Origin of the sequence: Paenibacillus sp. FSL W8-0187 (genome assembly GCF_037969755.1) — a bacterium.
Classification (GTDB): Bacteria; Bacillota; Bacilli; order Paenibacillales; family Paenibacillaceae; genus Paenibacillus_AQ.
Genome location: NZ_CP150206.1, coordinates 1,614,493 through 1,632,896 on the forward strand (window position 1 = coordinate 1,614,493; position 18,404 = coordinate 1,632,896).

The window sequence follows — 18,404 nt, forward strand, 5'->3', positions numbered from 1 at the left end:
CAGTTATTTGTAAGAATTATGGATATCGTAGCATGTAAAAAAATCATTTCATTTCACTATCGTGTTCAAAAATAGGATTATCGTATGGCATTGAACGTTCTATTTGATCGCTTGTTTACGAAAGTCGGTGGGGGAGATGCCCGTGTATTTTTTGAAGATTCTGCAAAAATAGGAGAGTTCATTAAATCCGGTGGAGTAGCAAACATCCGTAACGGTTAACTCCGGCTGCTTCAGCATCATCATGGCCTGCAGAATCCTCAGGTCGGTGAGATACCGGTTGAATGTTTTGCCTGTCCATTCTTTGAAGAGGATGCAGAACGTGGACCTTGATAAATTTGATAGGGTGCATAGATCATTCAGATTCATATCTTCCTGGTAGTGGTTATGGATATGATCAACGACTCTTGTCATGATTCCCCGGTATTTCTCTGATTTCTCGAACCCTTCTCTGAGCAGTTCACCGTTGACCTGCCGTACCAGAATCGAGAGGAGGACAAGCAGTTTCGCTTTGAGCGAGATTTGAAAAAAAGGGGTTCGTCTCTCGTATTCAATCAGCATGTCCTTCAAGACATTTTGGACCGTTACGTCGGTAACGCTGTCCAGCGTTATTTTGGATTGGGCGTTCATTTCCTTGCGCAGAAAGTATTCCAGAAACCCCACATCGAAAAAAGTATGATCTGTTGGCATTTCCTGAAATCTCTCGTTCACGAAGGCTGGCATAAACTCGCATCCGTAAATCTCGATGTCCTCATCGGGTGAAATGCTGACGCTGTGCAGGGTAAACGGAGGTATAACAAAAATATCGCCCTTGGAGATCTTGTACGCCTGTTGATTAACGGTGTGTTGGAATGCTCCTTTCGCCACATACCAAATCTGAAAATAATCATGACAATGCGTCCACAAGCTCTGTTGATAGGTCAATTTATACATTTTGCACGGAAGACCTTCCAACATTTCCATCTTTGAGTTAAAATAAACGACACCTGATCCCGTTAGTTCTTCAATATCAACCTGACTCCAATAAATACTCAATGTTTTACCCTCCCCTATTGATTTCCTTTGATTTAAGAAAACGCTTTCAGTTTATGAGTCAGCCATTTTCTTAAAGATGATTATCCCTGAAAAACGAATCGTGTACAGCATTCCTCTTCCTGCCCTTTGAAATATGTTTCGCATTCGCAAACATCCTATTTCTAGGGGAATGTGGGGTTGTTATGAAAATTGTATATTTGGATGGTTTGAGAGGTTTAGCTGCCTTGATTGTGGTTGTGTCTCATTTTTTTCAGGTGTTTGCACCGTCTGTTTTTGAGGGGAGGAAGGAGATCGAGCATTTCGCTTTCGAGGGGATTGCCGCGCGAACACCGTTCAATCTGCTGTTTAACGGCAACTTTTCCGTCTGTCTATTTTTTGTGTTGAGCGGATATGTGCTCAGCTATCGTTTTTTTCAAACCGGGGACAGGCTCATCATTTATTCGTCTGCCATACGCCGCTATTTTCGTTTGGCCGCACCCGCCTTGGTATCCGTCTTCCTTGCTTATCTGATCATCGTGTTGGATCTCGGAGCATACGACAAAATACGCGGAATGACGTTATCTTCGATGCCCGATCCGTTTATGGCTAGCGACAATCTGCTGGTCATGCTGAAGGAAGGCTTGTTTCATACCTTTTTCACGTATGGATCGCAGTATAATCCTGTACTCTGGACCATGACATATGAGCTGTTCGGATCGTTTCTGATTTTTGGGTTTCTTGTCCTGTGTGGGAGACGGGTGATCCGTTATACTGCATATGTTCTCCTGATCTACGTCTTCAACGATTCTTACTACCTGGGATTCATGCTGGGGATGCTGCTCGCAGACTTGAAGCATAATGACCGGGATTGGCTGTCTTACTTCAATGCACCATGGATGACCTTCATATGGATCACGGTTGGCATTTATCTTGGCTCCTATCCATACTTGGATCCGGAGGGAACAATCTATTCTATTCTCGTGTGGGAATCGGATGGATTCGAATTTTTTGCATTTTATCATGTGATCGGGTCGTTTCTGATTCTGATAGCCCTGCTGAATTCGAGATGGCTGCAAGCGTTGTTTCATCATAAGTTATTTGCCTATCTGGGAAAGATATCGTTCTCGCTCTATCTAGTGCACTTCACGATCATTTGTACACTGGGATGCCATCTATTTCTTCTGTTCAGCACATTTCTCTCCTATGGGTGGAATGTAATCGTGACGAGTCTAATCACGGTTCCGGTGATCTTTGGCGCTGCCCATGTATTCTACCGGCTGGTGGACGTTAACGTCTTATCTTTGCTGTCGCGCTGGAGTAAGAAATGGCTTGCCAGCCGGAAGAGGAGAGCGCTCAACGCCCATGTCCCTCATGAGAAATCCGTAAAGGCAGACTAAAGACTAAGGATATCAAATAAGCCCATTTATGCATGAGAAAAAACCTTCTGGACCGCGGCCGATAGAGTTTGGGCATTTCCTAATCCCAGGCTCGGCAGGCTGCGGTAACCGAAGGTTTTTGCTATTCCTCCTTACATGAAATGAATATGTCTTACATACCCTGCTTCGATTTTTTACAGTTCAAGGGATAGTAGCGCCCGTACGCTTTTCCATAGGACACGATTCTTTTAATGGTGTCCTTCTGTTTAAGTTTGGTGAAGGGGCATGGATCAGGGAGCGTGTTCACTTCCAGTATCCAGAGCGTAAGGTCGCGATCTACTGCGAGGTCGAGTCCCAATTCGTTCAATGCAGGATAAGTATGGCTCATGGCAGCAGCCACTGCCAAGGCAATACGGTCAATCTCTTGAAGGAGTTCGTCTGTCTTCGCATCATCTGCACTTGCGCGAATAAGTCGGTCTGCGGCATAAATCGTACCGCCTTGGCTGCCGTTGGTAACCGCTTTTCTCGGATGGGCGACACGTCCAACCGTTCCGGTAGCCTCCCATTCCCCCTCCGGGTTTCTTTGAATCATGACACGAAGGTCGAAAGGGCGATGATCATATGTCAGCAAATGTATTCCTCTCTGGATCAGATAGCGCTTGCTGTCTATTTGTTTACTCAATGATCGGTACAGTTCTCGATAAGAACGACAAGTCAACGTTCTTATGCCGTTTTGATACTGATATGCCGAGCCCTTCTTCTCCACGCGCATGACCCCTTTACCTTGTGAACCAGCATCGGGTTTCACATATACCATGCCGTAGCGCTCCAGCATGTCAAACAGATGGTTCCGTGAAAACAGCTGGGTGGGTGGAACCAGCTTCGCCAACTCTTGTTGGCTTTGCAGAAGTTTTGTTTTGGTCCACTTGCTCTTCACCGTGAATCGGGAGGTTTTCATAAGATGTGCCTCATTTCAGGAAGATATGGTGTTATTGTACGAAGCTGGCGGTCAAAGTGTAACCGTGCAGTTTTTTTTCTATAGGGGGAATCGAACGAAATGAAGGAAGCGACATAGACTATAGTCAGGGGTAGTGGACTCCAATCTGTCGAAGGGGGAAGCGAAGTGCGGGATTCCAACATTCTGCAGCAAGCCTTGGTCCGCTCGCGTCGTTATATGCCATGGTATGAGGGCTGGGTACGGGGGAGCATCGGAAGAGCGCTCGATGAGATGGCTCAGGAGCCGAGGTTAGAACTGGAGCATCTACCGCTGATGACGCACACCGTGCTGGAGGAGTTATACTATACGGACGACAATCCGTTGGCAGCTCGAAGTGATGTTCATTATTATCGTACTTCCGGCACGAGTTCGGGTCGGCGTAAAGCGATCTATTATTCTGAAGCCGATGAAGAGGATTATATTCGGTTTAAGCTCCAGGTGTACCGGCAGATTCTTGGGTCCGGCCAATATCGATCGGCTATTGCGGATATGGGTACCGGGCACGCGGAGGCAACGTCGATCGAGGTGTTCCGCCGCTTAGGTATGAACGCCGAATCGATCCCCTTTCAGGCGCCGATTGAGCAGCATCTTGAGCGGCTCGCACTGTGCAAGCCGGAGGTGCTATATACGATGCCGTCGATACTGGATCGCATCCTGAACGCTTCGATTGACGCGACCGTATATGGCATCCGTCACGTCATACTGGTTGGCGAAATGGCTTCCCCTGCCTGGATTCAGCTTACCGCCAAACGGCTCGGAATCGGTGCAGACCATATTACGGATACGTACGGTTCCATCGAGATTGGCACGATTGCTTATTACTCCCATGAACACGGGCGATATCTTCTGACGGACGGACTGCTTGCCGAGGGAGTACGCCCGGAGCAACTGGACGCTGATCTCGAACCGCTTGCCAATCCGGAGGAATCCGTGCTCGTCCTGACATCGGGTTATCGGGAAGCGTTTCCCGCCATTCGCTATGTCACCTACGACGTAGTGCGCGATTTGCGCCCAATGATGGTGGATGGAAGACTCCGTCAAAGCTTTAGCAGCATCGTTAAGCGAATCGGACCAGATCTGAAGCATGGAGAGAAGATCAGCATCTATGATATTGAAAATGTCGCCTTGCGCCATCTGCATGCGGGCAGCGTTCAGGTGAAGGTGGCTCATAACGCCTTGATCGTGTATATATTCCATTCCACGGCAGAGCAAGCGATATTACAGAGGATCAAGCATGATATCGAGCAGCAGATTCCCGAGATCGGTACGATGATACAGTCCGGAATCCTTGGCGAAATCCAGGTGATTCGCGGAGATGGTGAGCCAGGAGCAGGTAAGACATCGGTTAAACATAAAAAAATATGGTACGAGTAAATAAGGAGAATGACCTTGGAACTTCAAGACGGGATTGCAGGCGTGATCGGTGTCACTCCATTAATCCGCCTTAGTCGATTGTTTAACAACCGTTCGTTTGATGTATACGGAAAACTGGAGTGGATGAATCCCGGAGGAAGCACCAAGGATCGACCGGCGCTTCATATGCTTCGGGAGGCCATGCGCCGCGGCGAGATCACGCCGAGCACGGTCGTCATTGAATCCAGCTCAGGCAATCTAGGCATCAGCCTGGCACAACTCTGCAACTACTTGGGGCTGCGTTTCATCTGTGTCATTGATCCGCGCACAACCGATCAGCATCGCCGCATCATTCGCAGTTTTGGCGGGGAACTTGAACTGGTCACGGAGCCCGACAAGGAAACCGGTGAATTTCTGCCTGCACGAATAAGAAGGGTTAATGAACTGGTTCACCGTATGCCTAATGCTTACTGGACCAATCAATACGGTAATCCGGACAACTATTTGGCCCATAAAGAAACCACCATGCAGGAAATCGCTGAACGGTTGGGTGAGATTGATTATTTGTTTTGCGGGGCTAGCTCATGCGGCACGATCCGGGGATGCAGAGAGTATATTGCGGATCGGCAGTGGTCTACCCAAGTTGTGGCTGTAGATGCAAAGGGAAGCGTTATTTTTGGAGGAGAGAAAGGTCCGCGGAAATTGCCTGGACTAGGTGCCGGCATAACGCCGACTTTATACCACGAGGATATAGCGGACCGCGTAGAGTACGTGTCGGACCTAGATTGCATACGGGGCTGCCGGGATCTGGTTCGGTACGAGTCGATTCTCGCCGGCGCTTCATCTGGCGGGGTTATCTCAGCAGTCCAGCGGATGTCGGGCAGCATCCCTGAAGGAGCGTTATGTGCGGTAATTTTACCTGATCGCGGTGAAAGGTATTTGGACACGGTGTATAACGATATATGGGTACAGCAGGAGTTTGGTGTGGACCCGGTTCTTTCTCTTTGGAGGATAGATCATGATTTATTTACATGACGGACACATACGTGAAATCGGGATGGATTGGTCAACGCTGATTCAAAAGATAGATGAAATCATCAGGATCAAAGAGAACGGGGACTGCGTTCATCCGCTAAAGCCGTATTTACGCTTTCGCGCCCCCGAGAATCGAATCATTGCCATGCCAGCTTTTGTTGGAGGAAATGTAAATATGTCCGGCATCAAGTGGATCGCAAGCTTCCCGGGCAATAGCCTGCATGGTCTGCCGAGAGCGCATAACACGATAATCCTTAATCATCCTTTGACCGGTGAGCCCGTGGCTGTCATATATAGCGGATTGCTGAATGGTTTGAGGACAGCCGCGGTAAGCGGGTTAATGCTGAAAGCCTTCATTGAAGCCAGGCGGCTCGAGAGCGTACGGATTGGTATCATTGGCTGGGGGCCAGTCGGGCAGATGCACCTCGCGATGTGCAGGGCGCTGCTGGGGGATCGCTTGGAACGTGTGCATCTATACGATCTCAAAGGCATCGATCCGGCAACCGTTCCTGAGGAGGTTCGGAACATCACAGATATTGCGGATACTTGGCAGCCTGTCTACCGAAACGCCGATGTTCTTGCCACATGCACCGTCTCGGAAGAGCGATATATCAATGAGAAGCCATCGAAGGGGATGCTGCTTCTCAATGTGTCGCTGCGGGATTATACAACAGACAGCGTAGCCGGGGTCAAGGCCATTGTTGTCGATGAATGGATGGAGGTTTGCCGTGAGAACACGGATGTGGAACAACTGCATCTGATGACGGGATTGCAGGAATCCGACGTCCTGACGCTTTCAGATATTCTATGTCGTGACGGCCTGGCGGCTTACGACGATCATGAAACGGTTTTCTTCAACCCTATGGGGTTAGCGGTATTCGATATTGGCATAGCCAGTTACTATTATCACGAAGCTAAGCGATTTGGGAAAGGCATCGGGTTGGATAAAGGATAGCGATCCATATTAGAATAACAGGGCCCTTCGTTCCGCTGTATAGCGGAACGAAGGGCCCTGTTGTTAAGATAGACCTTTAACCGCTCGCATGGGTCTGCACCACATGCTGCCGGCGGTAAGCGCCCGGCGTTATGCCGGTGGCCTTCTTGAACGTCCGGTTGAAGGAAGTAATGTTGAGATAGCCGACACGCTGGCTGATCTCATTAACGGTCAAGTCTGTGCACGCCAGCAGTTCCTTCGCTTTGTTCATGCGGATGCCAAGCAGATGATCACTGAAGTTAAGACCGGTCTTCTCCTTGATATAGACGGAGAGGTAGGCGCTCGACAAGTTCAGCTTGGCTGACAAATAGTCGAGAGACAGATCATCGGCATACTGGTTATGGATGATGTTCATGAACATGGCGATGAGCGGCTCGTCGCCGGTATCCTTTTTCTTGCGAATGAGGGCGCAGGAGGCTTCGACGAGCTGACGGAATACCCCCTGGTAATCAGATAAACAATGACATTCTGCCAGCCTTGCGCTCCACCGCTTCAAGGATTGGACAGAAGTTTTATCTATCTGGGCCATCTCCATATAGCTTAGAATCTTGGAAGCGACCGAATCGGCGAAGAAACGAAATTGCGCGATGCCCGCCTCCTTACGCTGCATTGCTTCGAGCGCCTGGTCGATGATCTGCAAGGAGCGGCTGTCGCTGCCGGATTGCAGGGCGTCCAGCAGTCCTTTTTCCTGTGGCGGGCTCAGATTGACGGTGGTTGGAAGAACCCGCTGCTTGGTTACCATCTGGGATTCTTCCAGGAGCTGTGCCTGCGCGGCCAGTCCTTTGACCTGATGGTAGGCTTGATTGAATTCGGACGAATGGCTCACCTGGGAACTGACGGCGATGGTGACCAGGAACAATTCCTTTTCCTCGTTTAACATGTCCTTGATTTCCAGCAGAAGATCCTCCAGGCGGGCGGCTTCCTCCCGTTTAAAGATAGATACAATCTCGTTCTTTTCGATCTGGAACGTATGAGACCCCGGATAGCGCTCAGCCGTGATCAGATGAATATGCTCCAGGATATGGCGGACAGCCTGATCGGTCTGGAGGGGGAGCTCATAAACCGGATTCATCCGGAAACGGATGTGATACAGAACCACGATAAAGCTTCCGTCATCCGACAGGAAGTCCTCCCACTCGCTGATATCGGTATTGATGCTCTTCAACTGACTGATATAAGAGTAACTGGTTAGAACCGATTTATGCTTGTTCATGCGCTCCCGTATTTCTTCCTTCTCCCGGAACAGCTCTTGAATACGGTTCTGGATCAGATCGTATTCCGTGATGCTGCCGGATTCCGGCATGGATGTACTGTTGGCTCTGTTCAGCACGGTGGTTAGAATCTGCTTCACGGGCTTATGCAATCTGCGGCTGAGGAAATAGGAAGCGGCAAGGGCCACGCCAAGCGACAGGCAGAAGATGAGCAGCAAACCGCCGGTTAACCGGCTCAACTGAGAAGAGACATGGCTGTAAGGTACGGCCGAGACATAGGTCAGTCCGTCGGATCCGGCTTCGGCAAAATAGTAGGTTCCATCCTTCAGCACGGCTTTCTGTCCGGCTTCAAACGACGGAAGCTGATCTTGGTTCATGGAGCCTAGCGTATACAGCACTTGGCCTTCGGCATTCAGAATGGCGAGTGCACGATCAACCGACTCGCCGAAGAAGGACTGGGCAGCCTTGTCGATATCGATGAGGGCAATGACCTCATAAGGACTATCCGGCTGTTTATAGACAAAGGGCATCAGTTTTTTCTCGGACAAATCGTTGTTGATTCGATAGGTTGATGCAGGGAGGAGTTTGAAGGACTCCTGATGGCCTTCGTAGCTGCTCCAGAATGAATAAGGATACATCGAACTTGCATAGGAACGATTGAACATATAGGAAGCATCGCCGCTTCCGGATTTGCTCAGTACAAAATCAAACTCCCGGAGATAAATCAGGGTATCCTCCAGAAAGAATAACGGGTTATAGATATCGCTCCGCATCTGCATCATCACATCTCGGGCTTTCAAGTAATTCACTTCGTTTCCCGCCTGGTTGCGAAGCTGATTATTGAAGCCGATTAATTCGGATTGATTGTATATATCAAACATCAGCACCTGAAGCCTGCTGAATTGATTGGTGAACCGTTCCGCCGTATCGTGAACGGCCTGCTGGCTGGTGTCGATGATTTCTTTTTGCAGGCTGGTCTTAAAAAGCTGGAAGATGACCATATAGAACAATCCGAATAACACGATGATGGCCAGAAAGCTCAGAAAAATCTTAAAGAATACACTGCGGCTTTTATGTCTGATCCAATTCACAGCCTTCCCCCCTTTGTATTTTTCTGACGTCCAAGGTTTCACAACATTATATAGGACAAGTGTTAAGGATTGTGCCCGATTCGTGTTAATCGTTCGTAAAAAATGGATAGTCAATATTTTAGATTTTAAGCAATGCTTTAGGAAAATGGCGCTTCTGCCCAGTCATCCAATGAAAGGCGAGACATCATTAAAATGGTCAATACCCCTTATGCGTTCGGGTCGTTTATGATGCAGACGTGGACCTTTGGGACACACGAAGACGCATAGACGAAAGAGGGGGGATTGCCGATTTTACAACGTCATCTTAACACCGTGGAAGCGCATTCAAACATTCGCAAGAAAAGTGCTTGGCGAAGCTGGATGATGCAGGTTCGCAGAAACTGGCAGCTTTACGCTTTATTTGCACCAGTTCTGTTATACTTCATTGTATTTCATTATGTACCCATGTATGGCGTCCAGATTGCATTTAAGGATTTTATTGCGAACAAAGGGATCATGGATAGTCCATGGGTGGGCTTCAAGCATTTTGAACGCTTTTTTGACAGCTTTTATTTTTGGAGGATTATTAAAAATACGATGGGTATCGGGTTATATGAGTTGGTGGTCGGATTTCCGATTCCAATTATCCTGGCCTTGATGATTAATGAAGCCAGATCGGGCCGGTTCCGCCGATTTGTACAAACCGTAACTTATGCACCCCATTTCTTATCTACGGTGGTCGTCGTTGGCATGATCATGATGTTCCTGTCGCCGGTCAGCGGCCTAGTCAATTCGATTATCACCTCCTTCGGCGGAGAGCCGATCGCATTCATGACGGAGCCCTCCTGGTTCAAGAGCATCTACGTGTGGTCTGGCGTGTGGCAGGGCATGGGCTGGAGCTCAATTATCTACTTGGCAGCACTTGCCGGGATTGATCCGCAGCTGCATGAGGCGGCCAAGGTGGATGGTGCGGGCTGGCTCCGGCGAATCTGGCATATTAATCTGCCGGGGATCGCGCCAACGATGACCATTCTGCTCATTTTGAACATCGGTTCCGTTCTTGGCGTCGGCTTTGAGAAGATCTTCCTGATGCAAAATTCGCTCAATATGGAAGCGTCCGACGTCATCGCCACGAACGTATACCGGAGCGGTATACTGGGTGCCCAGTACAGCTTCTCGGCTGCGGTCGGCCTGTTTAACTCCATCGTCAACTTTATCATGCTGATTACCGTAAACCGGATTGCCCGAAAAGTCAGCGAGAACAGCCTATGGTAAGGAGGAATGATGGCATATGCCGCAAAGCCGCAGTGAACGAATAGCCGGAGTATTTATTTACATTATACTATCTTTTATTACACTCCTTGTACTGTATCCTTTATTTTTTGTTCTGATTGCTTCCATCAGCGCTCCGGAAACAGTGATGCGGGGGGAAGTATGGTTATGGCCGAAGGAACTGTCGTTTGTCGGCTACGAACGGTTATTTGCCAATTCGGAGCTCATGCGGGGATTTCTAAACACGCTGCTCTATACCACGACGGGCACAGCGCTGAATGTACTGATGACGATCGCAGCGGCTTATCCATTATCGAGAGCCGATTTTAACGGCCGCGGCATTTTTACGGCGATCATCGTATTCACCATGTTCTTCAGCGGGGGGATGATTCCCAATTACTTGCTGGTGAAGGAACTGGGGATGCTGGATACGATTTGGGCCATCATTATCCCTTCGGCCGTATCGGTGTGGAACATTATCATCATGCGGACCTTCTTCCAAAGCTCCATTCCGAAGGAAATGCAGGAGGCGGCGTTTATCGATGGGGCCTCTAACATGCGGGTGCTGCTGCGGATTGTGCTTCCATTATCCGGACCGATATTAGCTGTCATGGTTTTGTTCTACGCAGTGGGCCACTGGAATTCGTATTTTAGTGCGCTGATCTATTTGTCGGACCGTGCGAATTATCCGATGCAGCTGTTCCTGCGTGAAATTCTGGTTCAGGGACAAATGCAGGAGATGGTTGATATCAGTGATGATTCACTGGCACGAAGTCTAATGGATGCGGAAGCGATCAAATATGCGGCGGTCATTGTGACAAATCTGCCGATGCTGCTGCTGTATCCGTTCCTGCAAAAGTATTTTGTGAAGGGTGTTATGATTGGCGCAATTAAAGGTTGATTACGGATATTTCATGAGGAGGAATTGAATTTTATGGTGATGAGAAAATGGACTTCACTTACATTGGCAGCTGTACTGGCAGCCGGATTGCTGGCAGGCTGCGGTAGTAAAAGCGGCGAAGGTGCAGCAGATAAGGGGGAGACGCCGCAAGCCAATGTTAACGAGACCGGCATGCCGATTGTGAACGAGCCCCTTAACTTGACGTTCTTCACGGGCAAGTCGCCATCAAACGGGAGCAAATTCGAGGAAACGCTTGTATGGAAAACCTATCAAGAGATGTCGAATGTGAATGTGACCTGGAACCTCATTCCATTCGACACCCTTACAGAGAAGCGGAACCTAGCACTGGCAGGTGGAGACTATCCGGATGTATTCTACTCCGCAAGGGTCAGCTCCGCAGAATTAACCCGTTATGGGGAGCAGGGAGTATTTATACCGTTGAATGATCTGATCGATCAATATGCACCGAATTTCAAAAAGCTGATGGAACAATACCCTGATATTCGAAAAGGGCTGACGATGCCGGACGGCAATATTTATTCCCTGCCTTCTTTCTACGATCCTGCGCTGCTCTCCATGTTGATTGGTACACCGATATGGATTAATCAGGAGTGGCTGGATCAGCTCGGGATGAAGGAGCCGCAGACGACCGAAGAATTCTATGCGTATTTGAAGGCGGTCCAGAAAACCGATCTGAACGGTAACGGTAAGCATGATGAGATTCCATTCGCTTCAACAGGCATTACCGGAATCATCGATCACTTGAAAGGCTCTTGGGGACTTGGTACAAGTGGACTTGGCCATAAATTGGTAGACATAGATCCGGATACAGGGAAACTGCGCTTTACCAAAGCCTTGCCGGAGTATAAGGAAATGCTGCAGTTCGTAAACAAGCTGCACCAAGAGGGACTGCTCGATAAAGAGATCTTCACGATTGAGGGCGGCGCATTGAATGCGAAAGGGCAGGAGGGCCTGCTCGGTGCCACGATTGTGCCGAATCCGGAGATGGTGATGGGACGAAAAGAATACATCGGGCTCGGGGCGCTTAAGGGACCGCATGGAGATCAACTCTATTCTCATGTCAAAGTTCCGATGGTTCACGTAGGTGCATTTGCGATTACTGATAAGAACCCGAATCCGGAAGCAACGATCCGCTGGATGGATTATTTCTACGGGGATGAGGGAGCCCAGTTCTATTTCATGGGTAAAGAAGGCGAGACTTACACGAAGAACGCTGAGGGTCAACTGGAGTATGTGAAGGAAATTACGGAAAATCCAAATGGATTAACGCAGGATCAGGCGTTGGCCAAGTATTTCACTTGGCTCGGGGGCAGCTATCCGGGATTTGTGCGGGAGAGATGGTTCAAAGCCTCGGAGACACGACCTAACGCAATGGCCGCTGCTGAAAAAGCAGAGCCGTATGCCGTGAAGGAGATCCTGTACAATTTTAACTTTACATTGGAGGAAATGGACGTCATGACCTCGATCGGTAAAGATATCGAGGATTACGTGAAGGAAATGGAAGCGAAATTCGTGAATGGTTCGGCCTCGTTCAGCCAATGGGAAGAGTATGTGAATACACTCAACAAGATGGGGATGGACCGATATATGGAGGTTTACCAGGCTGCATTTGACCGCTACCAGGCGGAGTAATCGGAAGATATGACAATCGAAAGACGCGGTGCGGGGGGTTCCGTATCGCGTCTTTTGCTAATCCAAATAATTGGTGAAACAGGTTACATGATGAAGCGGCCCGTTCAAGGAAACATCCTTGCTTACGGACCGCTTCTGTTATGGTTTAATCGGATGAGGAACAGAGTTCTTCTACATGGATGGTACAGAACAGCAGGGCGGTTCTGCCGGGCTCCAGCACCTGCATGCCGGTGATTTCCGGATCCAGTTCCAGGTTGAAGGCATTGGTAGCACATGTGTAAGGCTCGGGGCATAGATAACCGCTCGCTCCATCGCCATTGTGCAGCACCCATTGCTTGAATGCGTCATCCGCACGGTATGTAACCCGGAGGCCTGCCGCCGAATCGGTTAATACGGTTTCATTACGGTCTTCCGGCATGGCAAGGAACAGATCATCGAGCGGAAACTGACTGACGGAGATGCCATCCCGTAAGCCTCTGCTGCGGAAATCATGGGCGAGCTCGCCGGTCGGCAGCACGCGGTCATTAAGGACCCATCGTTTCCCGACAGGGGCCTGCAGCGTGCAGCGTTCCTGACCGTATTCATTTCCGAAGGGAAAGCGGAAGGTGGTATGATATCCCAGTCCCCATGGAAAAGAGCTTGTGCTTTTATTGCGAATTTCCGCGGTCTGCCTGAACGAGGCCCCATCAATGCTCATACGCAGAAGGATGGTGAACTCGTGGGGAAATTGCGACAGGATCGTTGGACGGCCTCTTGAAGAGAACACGGTTTCGATCACGGCCCGATTCCCTTTTGTCCAGCAGCGTCCGACTTCCCATGCCTGGTCATGAACAAGCCCGTGCGCATGATTATGATGCTTCGGCTCGTTGATCCGGAATTGATAGGGCCGGCCTTCAAAAGTAAAACTCCCGTTTTCGATCCGGTTGGGCGGAAATAAAACAGGAATGCCATATAACAAGGGTGTCCGCTCATATTCCGTCATGGAAGGCGGCATACGCAGCAATTCCGTGTCGGATGGTTTCCACCGCAGCGAGATGACGCTGCTCCCCCAGCCCGGAACCACCGTCATGGATAAGCGATCATTCTCGGCCCTAACTGCAGGCATGTCAAGAAATGTACATCGTTCAACTGCTGGGCATGTCTCCATGTCACACCTGCTCTACTTGTCCGCTTAAGACGGAGCGATGGATGGCATGCACCAGCTTGGTATTCAACAAACCGGCAGCTGCGCCAGATTCCGGCATCGTATCCAGGCGGATATGATCGACGAAGGAATGGAGCATATAATTGGGTGCTGCAGTATATTGGCCGTTGATCGGTGTACCGAGCGTATGGACATGACTGTACACGCTGCCGCCTTTACGGACCATTTGATCGGATAAATCGACATACAATGCCCCGTCTTCGCCGATGATCTCGACCTTGAAGTCGTAGATAAGCGGCATCGATTCGGGCAGCACCCAGCTGGTCGTAAATGTAGCGTGCGTGCCATCATCGAAGGACACGATCGTTTGCATGGAATCGTAGGTGTCGATCCCCATCGCGACTAATTTCTTCTTCGTGCCTACCGCGTAAACGCTCACCGGCAGAACCCCGCTTTTCAGCCATAAGGCAATATCCGTGGCATGAGGGAAAAGGAACCAGCCGGGTGTTGATTCCCCGGCCCATTTCAGCATTTTGGTGGGCACGTAGATGGTGTCATTTAAGCGGGTGTTGATGGTCAGAATGTTGCCTATGTCACCATTTTGGACCGCTTCCTTAACTGCAACGAATGGAGAATTCCAGCGATTCTCGAATGCGACGAGGCACTTAATGCCCGCCTTCTCGACCTCGGCGTACATGTCCTCGGCTTCCTCGACGGAGGTGGAGAAGGGTTTTTCAACCATGATATGAATGCCTTGCCGTGCTGCAAGCATAACGGGCTCTTTATGCAGGAAATCCGGCGTGGCAATAACGATGGCGTCCAAAGCCTCGCTTGCCAGCATATCTTCAACCTGCAGATAACCGGGAACCCCGTATTTATCCATGCTGGCGTTTCGTGTTGTTTCATAAGCATCGCTGACCGCGGCCAACTCCGCATAGGGATTTTGGCTAAGGGTATCGGCGAACATATTCCCGCGAATCCCCATGCCTACGATTCCGATTTTTATCATTGTGAACCCTCCTCGAATGGTTAAATTATTTAACTGCTCCGGCTGTCATTCCACTGACCAGATGTTTCTGCAGCAGCCAGAACGCAATCACGATCGGAAGTGTGGTTATGACGGAGCCCGCCATGAGGTAATCCCAGTTGACGACATACTGTCCTTGAAAGCTGGCGATGCCGACCGACAGCGTCCATTTGTCGTAATCGCTGATGAACGTCTGTGCAAACATAAACTCGTTCCAGCTGGTTAAGAAGGAGAAGACGCCGGTTACCACGAGCCCGGGAAGCGTGAGCGGAAGCAGGATCCGGATAAAGGTTGTCCATCGGTTGGCGCCGTCTACGCTCGCAGCTTCGTCGATGGACTGGGACACGCTGTCAAAGTAGCCTTTTAGCATCCATGTACAGAACGGTACTGCAAACGTGGTATATGCGATTACGAGACCCAGATGGGAATTCAGCAGATTGTAATCCTTCATGATAAGGTACAGCGGAATAATGAGCAGTGAGCCGGGGAGCATCTGCGTCAACAAGATGATATATCCGAGCGACATCCGTCCCCGGAAGCCGAAACGGGACATCGCATAGCCGCCAAAAGCGGAGATGACAAGGGAGAACACCGTTGTTAGCAGCGAGACTAGCGCCGTATTACCGAACCATTTCATAAAGTTGGCGCTGTCATCCGCATTGGGATTCAGCATTCCCTTGTAACCATTCCAATTAAGTTCATGTGGCAGGTACGTCAGCGGCGTGCTGTAGATTTCGGCCTGAGGCTTCAACGAAGTCAAGATCATCCATAGAAAAGGAGACACGGCAAACAACGAAATAAAAACAGCGCATACATATACTAGAATCTTGTTTGGGCCTTTGCTCATGACATTTCACCAGCCTTCGTCGCTTTCATGTACATGACGGTGAACACAATGGAGATCGCCAGCAGGATCATCCCTGCAGCGGAGGCCAGACCGAAGTCAAACGATTTGAAGCCTGCCCTGTAGATGAAGATGGTCAGTATTTCGGTTACCCGGCTCGGTCCGCCCCCGGTGAGGACGTATACGATGCCGAAATCCTTAATGGTCCAGATGATAAGCAGCAGGAACACGATGACGGATACGGGCTTCAACATCGGGAAGGTGATGCTGAGAAACTGGCGCCATTTCGAGGCACCGTCGATTTCCGCTGCTTCGTACAAGCTTTTGGATATGCTTTGCAAACCGGCCAGCAGCATGATGGCCGCGAACGGGAAGCCCTTCCATACATTGACGAACATGGCTGCCCAGAGCGCGGTGTCGGCTTCGCCGAGGAAAGCGACCGGATTGGCCAACAGGTTGAGCTTCAGCAGCAGATCATTGATCACGCCGAATTGGTAATCATACATCAGAATAAATACGAGACATGCAACGACTTCAGGTACGGCCCATGGGATGATCACCAGTGCTCTTACAAGCCCTCGGCCCTTGAAGGGAATATTCAGCAGGACAGCAGTACCGATTCCGAGCAGGAAACGCAGAGCCACCGTCACGATAATATATAGAAAGGTAATGCCTAACGATTTCAGGAAGTTCCCCGACTGGATCGCGGCTGTATAGTTGTCCAATCCTACAAAGGGATTGCCTTCGGCAATCGGTTTGGCAACCTTCCAGTACTGCACGCTCATCAGCGCCGATTTCAGAATCGGATAGAGGAGCACAAGAGCAACGGTAATGACCAGCGGTGCAATAAATAAATATGCGGCTATATTTTTTTTGAAATGTCGTTTTTCCTCTAGCCATAAACGCTTTGCCCTCGATGGTCTTTTCAATGGCAAGGGAGTTTGCCTGCTTGTCGCATCCGTTCGCGTTGGATTCATTCCCCTACCTCCTTATGATGTAAGTGCCGCCCGGCCATGAAGCCAGGCGGCTTCAAACGTTTGATCATCCGAATGTTTTTTAATGCATCGTGTCCTTCATTTGCTCAGCTGCACTGTCCAGCGCTGTCTTGGCGTCTTTCATGCCAACAAACATTTCCTGCGCGGCATTGATCAGGATTTGGGAGAGGGAGCCGAGTTCGGGAATTGGCGGGTCCATAACGGCCGGCGCATATACATTCTCCTGGAAATCGAAGAATTGGGCAGCCAGCGGATTCTCCGATTTGTATTCTTCGGATTCGGCATATTCCTTGCTGCTCGGAATCATGCCGGAGCCGGCGATAATCTGCTGCGCCTCTTGGGATGTCATCCATTCAAGGAACTCCCAAGCTTCATCAGGATGCTTGCTGTCTTTGGAAATCATCGATACGATCGGGTAATTGTGCGGGTTCGGTTTATAGGTTTGGCCTTCGTATACGACGGAAGGCTGCGGAATGAGCCCAAGGTCGTCCATTAAAGCTTCATCGCGTTCTTTGGTCATGCCGATAAACCAGGGGCCATCCATCATCATGCCGGCTTGCCCATTCCAGAACATCTCGCGGCTGACCTTCTTGTCGCGGGTTCCTGGAGGCGTTGCCTGCGGGTTCTTGATTAGATCCTGCCACCACTCCGCTGCCCAAACGTTCGGTGCCGAGTTGACATTAATCCGGTCGGCTTCGTAAGGGCCTGCCTCGCCGTCTGGGAAGTAAATTCCTCCTGATACCGGACGAGCGAGCAGCCTGTACCATTCCGAGGCGATAAAGGGATGCGTGCCGATGACGCTGGAGAACCCGTATTGCCCGTCTTTAACACCGCCAAGTTGAATGGCGGCTTCTTTGAAGTCGTCCATCGTTTGAATGGAGGCAGGATCAATTCCGGCCGCTTCGAACATCGATTTGCTGTAGAAAATGCCGGTTGATCCCCATGCGTAATTGGACAGCGCATAATAGGAGCCGTCGACCTTGCTCAATTCCTGTCCGACAAGCTTGTCCTCAAGTCCGCTCGCTTGAATCTTTTCGTCGAGATTCACGAAAGTGCCGCCGCTCTGCAGCGCATTATAGGTGGCAATATTCTCAGGGTATACCTGAACGATGTCCCCCTGTGTACCTGCCAGAATCTCCGTGGTCAGTTTATCCCAGTAATTCTCGTAGTCTGTGCCGTGAACTTTGATGGTGACGTTAGGGTGGGATTCATTGTATTTGGCAATGAGCGCATCGATTGCCTTCTTATGAGGTTCTTCCGCATACACCGACGTCTCGAACGAGATCGTAATTTGATCACCTTCGGACGGGTCGTTGCTTGCCGATGCCGGGTCTTTACCACCCGAGCATGCGCTTAATACGGTTGATAACGTAAGGACTGCAGCGATAAGAGCCGTCCATCCCTTTTTCTTTCTGTTCTTGTCTACCATGCTAGTTCATCCCCTTCTGGCTTTTTAGTATTGTGGAAAGCGCGGTGAGGCGCCGTTCCTATGCCCTTAATAAAAACACCTGGTGCCAAGTC

The 18,404-nt window shown here is 49.9% G+C and carries 15 protein-coding genes; 7 read left to right on the forward strand and 8 right to left on the reverse strand.

Going from position 1 to position 18,404, the window contains the following annotated elements; translation table 11 throughout:
* Window positions 1–99 precede the first annotated feature (99 nt).
* The gene (locus MKY48_RS06965) at window positions 100–1,032 is read right to left on the reverse strand and encodes an AraC family transcriptional regulator (protein WP_339271135.1); all 933 of its coding nucleotides are present in this window, start codon (window positions 1,030–1,032) and stop codon (window positions 100–102) included.
* 182 nt (window positions 1,033–1,214) lie between these two features.
* On the opposite strand from MKY48_RS06965, the gene MKY48_RS06970 reads away from it, so the two are divergent.
* Window positions 1,215–2,408: an acyltransferase gene (locus MKY48_RS06970; protein WP_339292578.1), complete on the forward strand. Its 1,194-nt coding sequence runs from the start codon at window positions 1,215–1,217 to the stop codon at window positions 2,406–2,408.
* Between the two features lie 151 nt (window positions 2,409–2,559).
* On the opposite strand, the gene MKY48_RS06975 is transcribed toward MKY48_RS06970, so the two are convergent.
* On the reverse strand, window positions 2,560–3,345 hold the full coding sequence (locus tag MKY48_RS06975) for a YheC/YheD family protein (protein ID WP_339292579.1): 786 nt from the start codon (window positions 3,343–3,345) through the stop codon (window positions 2,560–2,562).
* 165 nt (window positions 3,346–3,510) lie between these two features.
* On the opposite strand from MKY48_RS06975, the gene MKY48_RS06980 reads away from it, so the two are divergent.
* From MKY48_RS06980 to MKY48_RS06990, 3 genes are read left to right on the forward strand one after another with little or no spacing between them, the layout of a single operon-like run.
* Window positions 3,511–4,758 carry a CoF synthetase gene (locus tag MKY48_RS06980; RefSeq protein WP_339292580.1) on the forward strand — a complete coding sequence of 416 codons (1,248 nt, stop codon included), beginning with the start codon at window positions 3,511–3,513 and terminating at the stop codon, window positions 4,756–4,758.
* A 9-nt stretch (window positions 4,759–4,767) separates the two neighbouring features.
* On the forward strand, window positions 4,768–5,772 hold the full coding sequence (gene sbnA / locus MKY48_RS06985; protein WP_076322928.1) for a 2,3-diaminopropionate biosynthesis protein SbnA: 1,005 nt from the start codon (window positions 4,768–4,770) through the stop codon (window positions 5,770–5,772).
* On the forward strand, window positions 5,756–6,727 hold the full coding sequence (locus MKY48_RS06990; protein WP_076322929.1) for a 2,3-diaminopropionate biosynthesis protein SbnB: 972 nt from the start codon (window positions 5,756–5,758) through the stop codon (window positions 6,725–6,727). The genes sbnA and MKY48_RS06990 overlap by 17 nt, the downstream gene beginning before the upstream one ends.
* A gap of 76 nt (window positions 6,728–6,803) precedes the next feature.
* Here MKY48_RS06990 and MKY48_RS06995 read toward each other — a convergent pair whose 3' ends face one another.
* Window positions 6,804–9,068 (reverse strand): AraC family transcriptional regulator, encoded by a 2,265-nt coding sequence (locus MKY48_RS06995; protein WP_339292581.1) that lies wholly within the window; start codon window positions 9,066–9,068, stop codon window positions 6,804–6,806.
* Between the two features lie 363 nt (window positions 9,069–9,431).
* Here MKY48_RS06995 and MKY48_RS07000 point away from each other — a divergent pair, with 363 nt between their 5' ends.
* Genes MKY48_RS07000 through MKY48_RS07010 form a run of 3 tightly spaced genes read left to right on the forward strand, consistent with a single transcriptional unit; the run spans window position 9,432 to window position 12,873 of the window.
* Window positions 9,432–10,322, forward strand: coding sequence for an ABC transporter permease subunit (locus tag MKY48_RS07000; protein ID WP_339293478.1), 891 nt, complete (start codon window positions 9,432–9,434; stop codon window positions 10,320–10,322).
* Window positions 10,323–10,338: 16 nt separating this feature from the next.
* Complete coding sequence (locus MKY48_RS07005) at window positions 10,339–11,220, forward strand: carbohydrate ABC transporter permease (protein WP_076322931.1); 882 nt, start codon at window positions 10,339–10,341, stop codon at window positions 11,218–11,220.
* 33 nt (window positions 11,221–11,253) lie between these two features.
* Entirely contained in the window at window positions 11,254–12,873 is a 1,620-nt protein-coding gene (locus MKY48_RS07010) for an extracellular solute-binding protein (protein WP_339292582.1), read from the forward strand.
* A 145-nt stretch (window positions 12,874–13,018) separates the two neighbouring features.
* Here MKY48_RS07010 and MKY48_RS07015 read toward each other — a convergent pair whose 3' ends face one another.
* The 5 genes from MKY48_RS07015 to MKY48_RS07035 form a co-directional block, all read right to left on the reverse strand.
* A complete protein-coding gene (locus MKY48_RS07015) occupies window positions 13,019–14,020 on the reverse strand; it encodes an aldose 1-epimerase (protein WP_339292583.1) in 1,002 nt (333 codons plus the stop codon).
* A gap of 1 nt (window position 14,021) precedes the next feature.
* Window positions 14,022–15,026, reverse strand: coding sequence for a Gfo/Idh/MocA family oxidoreductase (locus tag MKY48_RS07020; RefSeq protein ID WP_098742368.1), 1,005 nt, complete (start codon window positions 15,024–15,026; stop codon window positions 14,022–14,024).
* A gap of 25 nt (window positions 15,027–15,051) precedes the next feature.
* Window positions 15,052–15,891 (reverse strand): carbohydrate ABC transporter permease, encoded by an 840-nt coding sequence (locus MKY48_RS07025; RefSeq protein ID WP_213645922.1) that lies wholly within the window; start codon window positions 15,889–15,891, stop codon window positions 15,052–15,054.
* Window positions 15,888–16,865, reverse strand: coding sequence for a sugar ABC transporter permease (locus tag MKY48_RS07030; RefSeq protein ID WP_339292584.1), 978 nt, complete (start codon window positions 16,863–16,865; stop codon window positions 15,888–15,890). The genes MKY48_RS07025 and MKY48_RS07030 overlap by 4 nt, the downstream gene beginning before the upstream one ends.
* 79 nt (window positions 16,866–16,944) lie before the next feature.
* Window positions 16,945–18,312 carry an extracellular solute-binding protein gene (locus MKY48_RS07035; RefSeq protein ID WP_339292585.1) on the reverse strand — a complete coding sequence of 456 codons (1,368 nt, stop codon included), beginning with the start codon at window positions 18,310–18,312 and terminating at the stop codon, window positions 16,945–16,947.
* Between the last annotated feature and the right edge of the window lie 92 nt (window positions 18,313–18,404).

Excerpts from the sequence above, each read along its gene's own strand:
- MKY48_RS06970 (WP_339292578.1), top strand. The coding sequence starts at position 1,215 with ATGAAAATTGTATATTTGGATGGTTTGAGAGGTTTAGCTGCCTTGATT.
- MKY48_RS06975 (WP_339292579.1), bottom strand. The coding sequence starts at position 3,345 with ATGAAAACCTCCCGATTCACGGTGAAGAGCAAGTGGACCAAAACAAAA.
- sbnA (WP_076322928.1), top strand. The coding sequence starts at position 4,768 with ATGACCTTGGAACTTCAAGACGGGATTGCAGGCGTGATCGGTGTCACT.
- MKY48_RS06990 (WP_076322929.1), top strand. The coding sequence starts at position 5,756 with ATGATTTATTTACATGACGGACACATACGTGAAATCGGGATGGATTGG.
- MKY48_RS07000 (WP_339293478.1), top strand. The coding sequence starts at position 9,432 with ATGCAGGTTCGCAGAAACTGGCAGCTTTACGCTTTATTTGCACCAGTT.
- MKY48_RS07005 (WP_076322931.1), top strand. The coding sequence starts at position 10,339 with ATGCCGCAAAGCCGCAGTGAACGAATAGCCGGAGTATTTATTTACATT.
- MKY48_RS07010 (WP_339292582.1), top strand. The coding sequence starts at position 11,254 with ATGGTGATGAGAAAATGGACTTCACTTACATTGGCAGCTGTACTGGCA.
- MKY48_RS07015 (WP_339292583.1), bottom strand. The coding sequence starts at position 14,020 with ATGGAGACATGCCCAGCAGTTGAACGATGTACATTTCTTGACATGCCT.
- MKY48_RS07020 (WP_098742368.1), bottom strand. The coding sequence starts at position 15,026 with ATGATAAAAATCGGAATCGTAGGCATGGGGATTCGCGGGAATATGTTC.
- MKY48_RS07025 (WP_213645922.1), bottom strand. The coding sequence starts at position 15,891 with ATGAGCAAAGGCCCAAACAAGATTCTAGTATATGTATGCGCTGTTTTT.
- MKY48_RS07030 (WP_339292584.1), bottom strand. The coding sequence starts at position 16,865 with ATGAATCCAACGCGAACGGATGCGACAAGCAGGCAAACTCCCTTGCCA.
- MKY48_RS07035 (WP_339292585.1), bottom strand. The coding sequence starts at position 18,312 with ATGGTAGACAAGAACAGAAAGAAAAAGGGATGGACGGCTCTTATCGCT.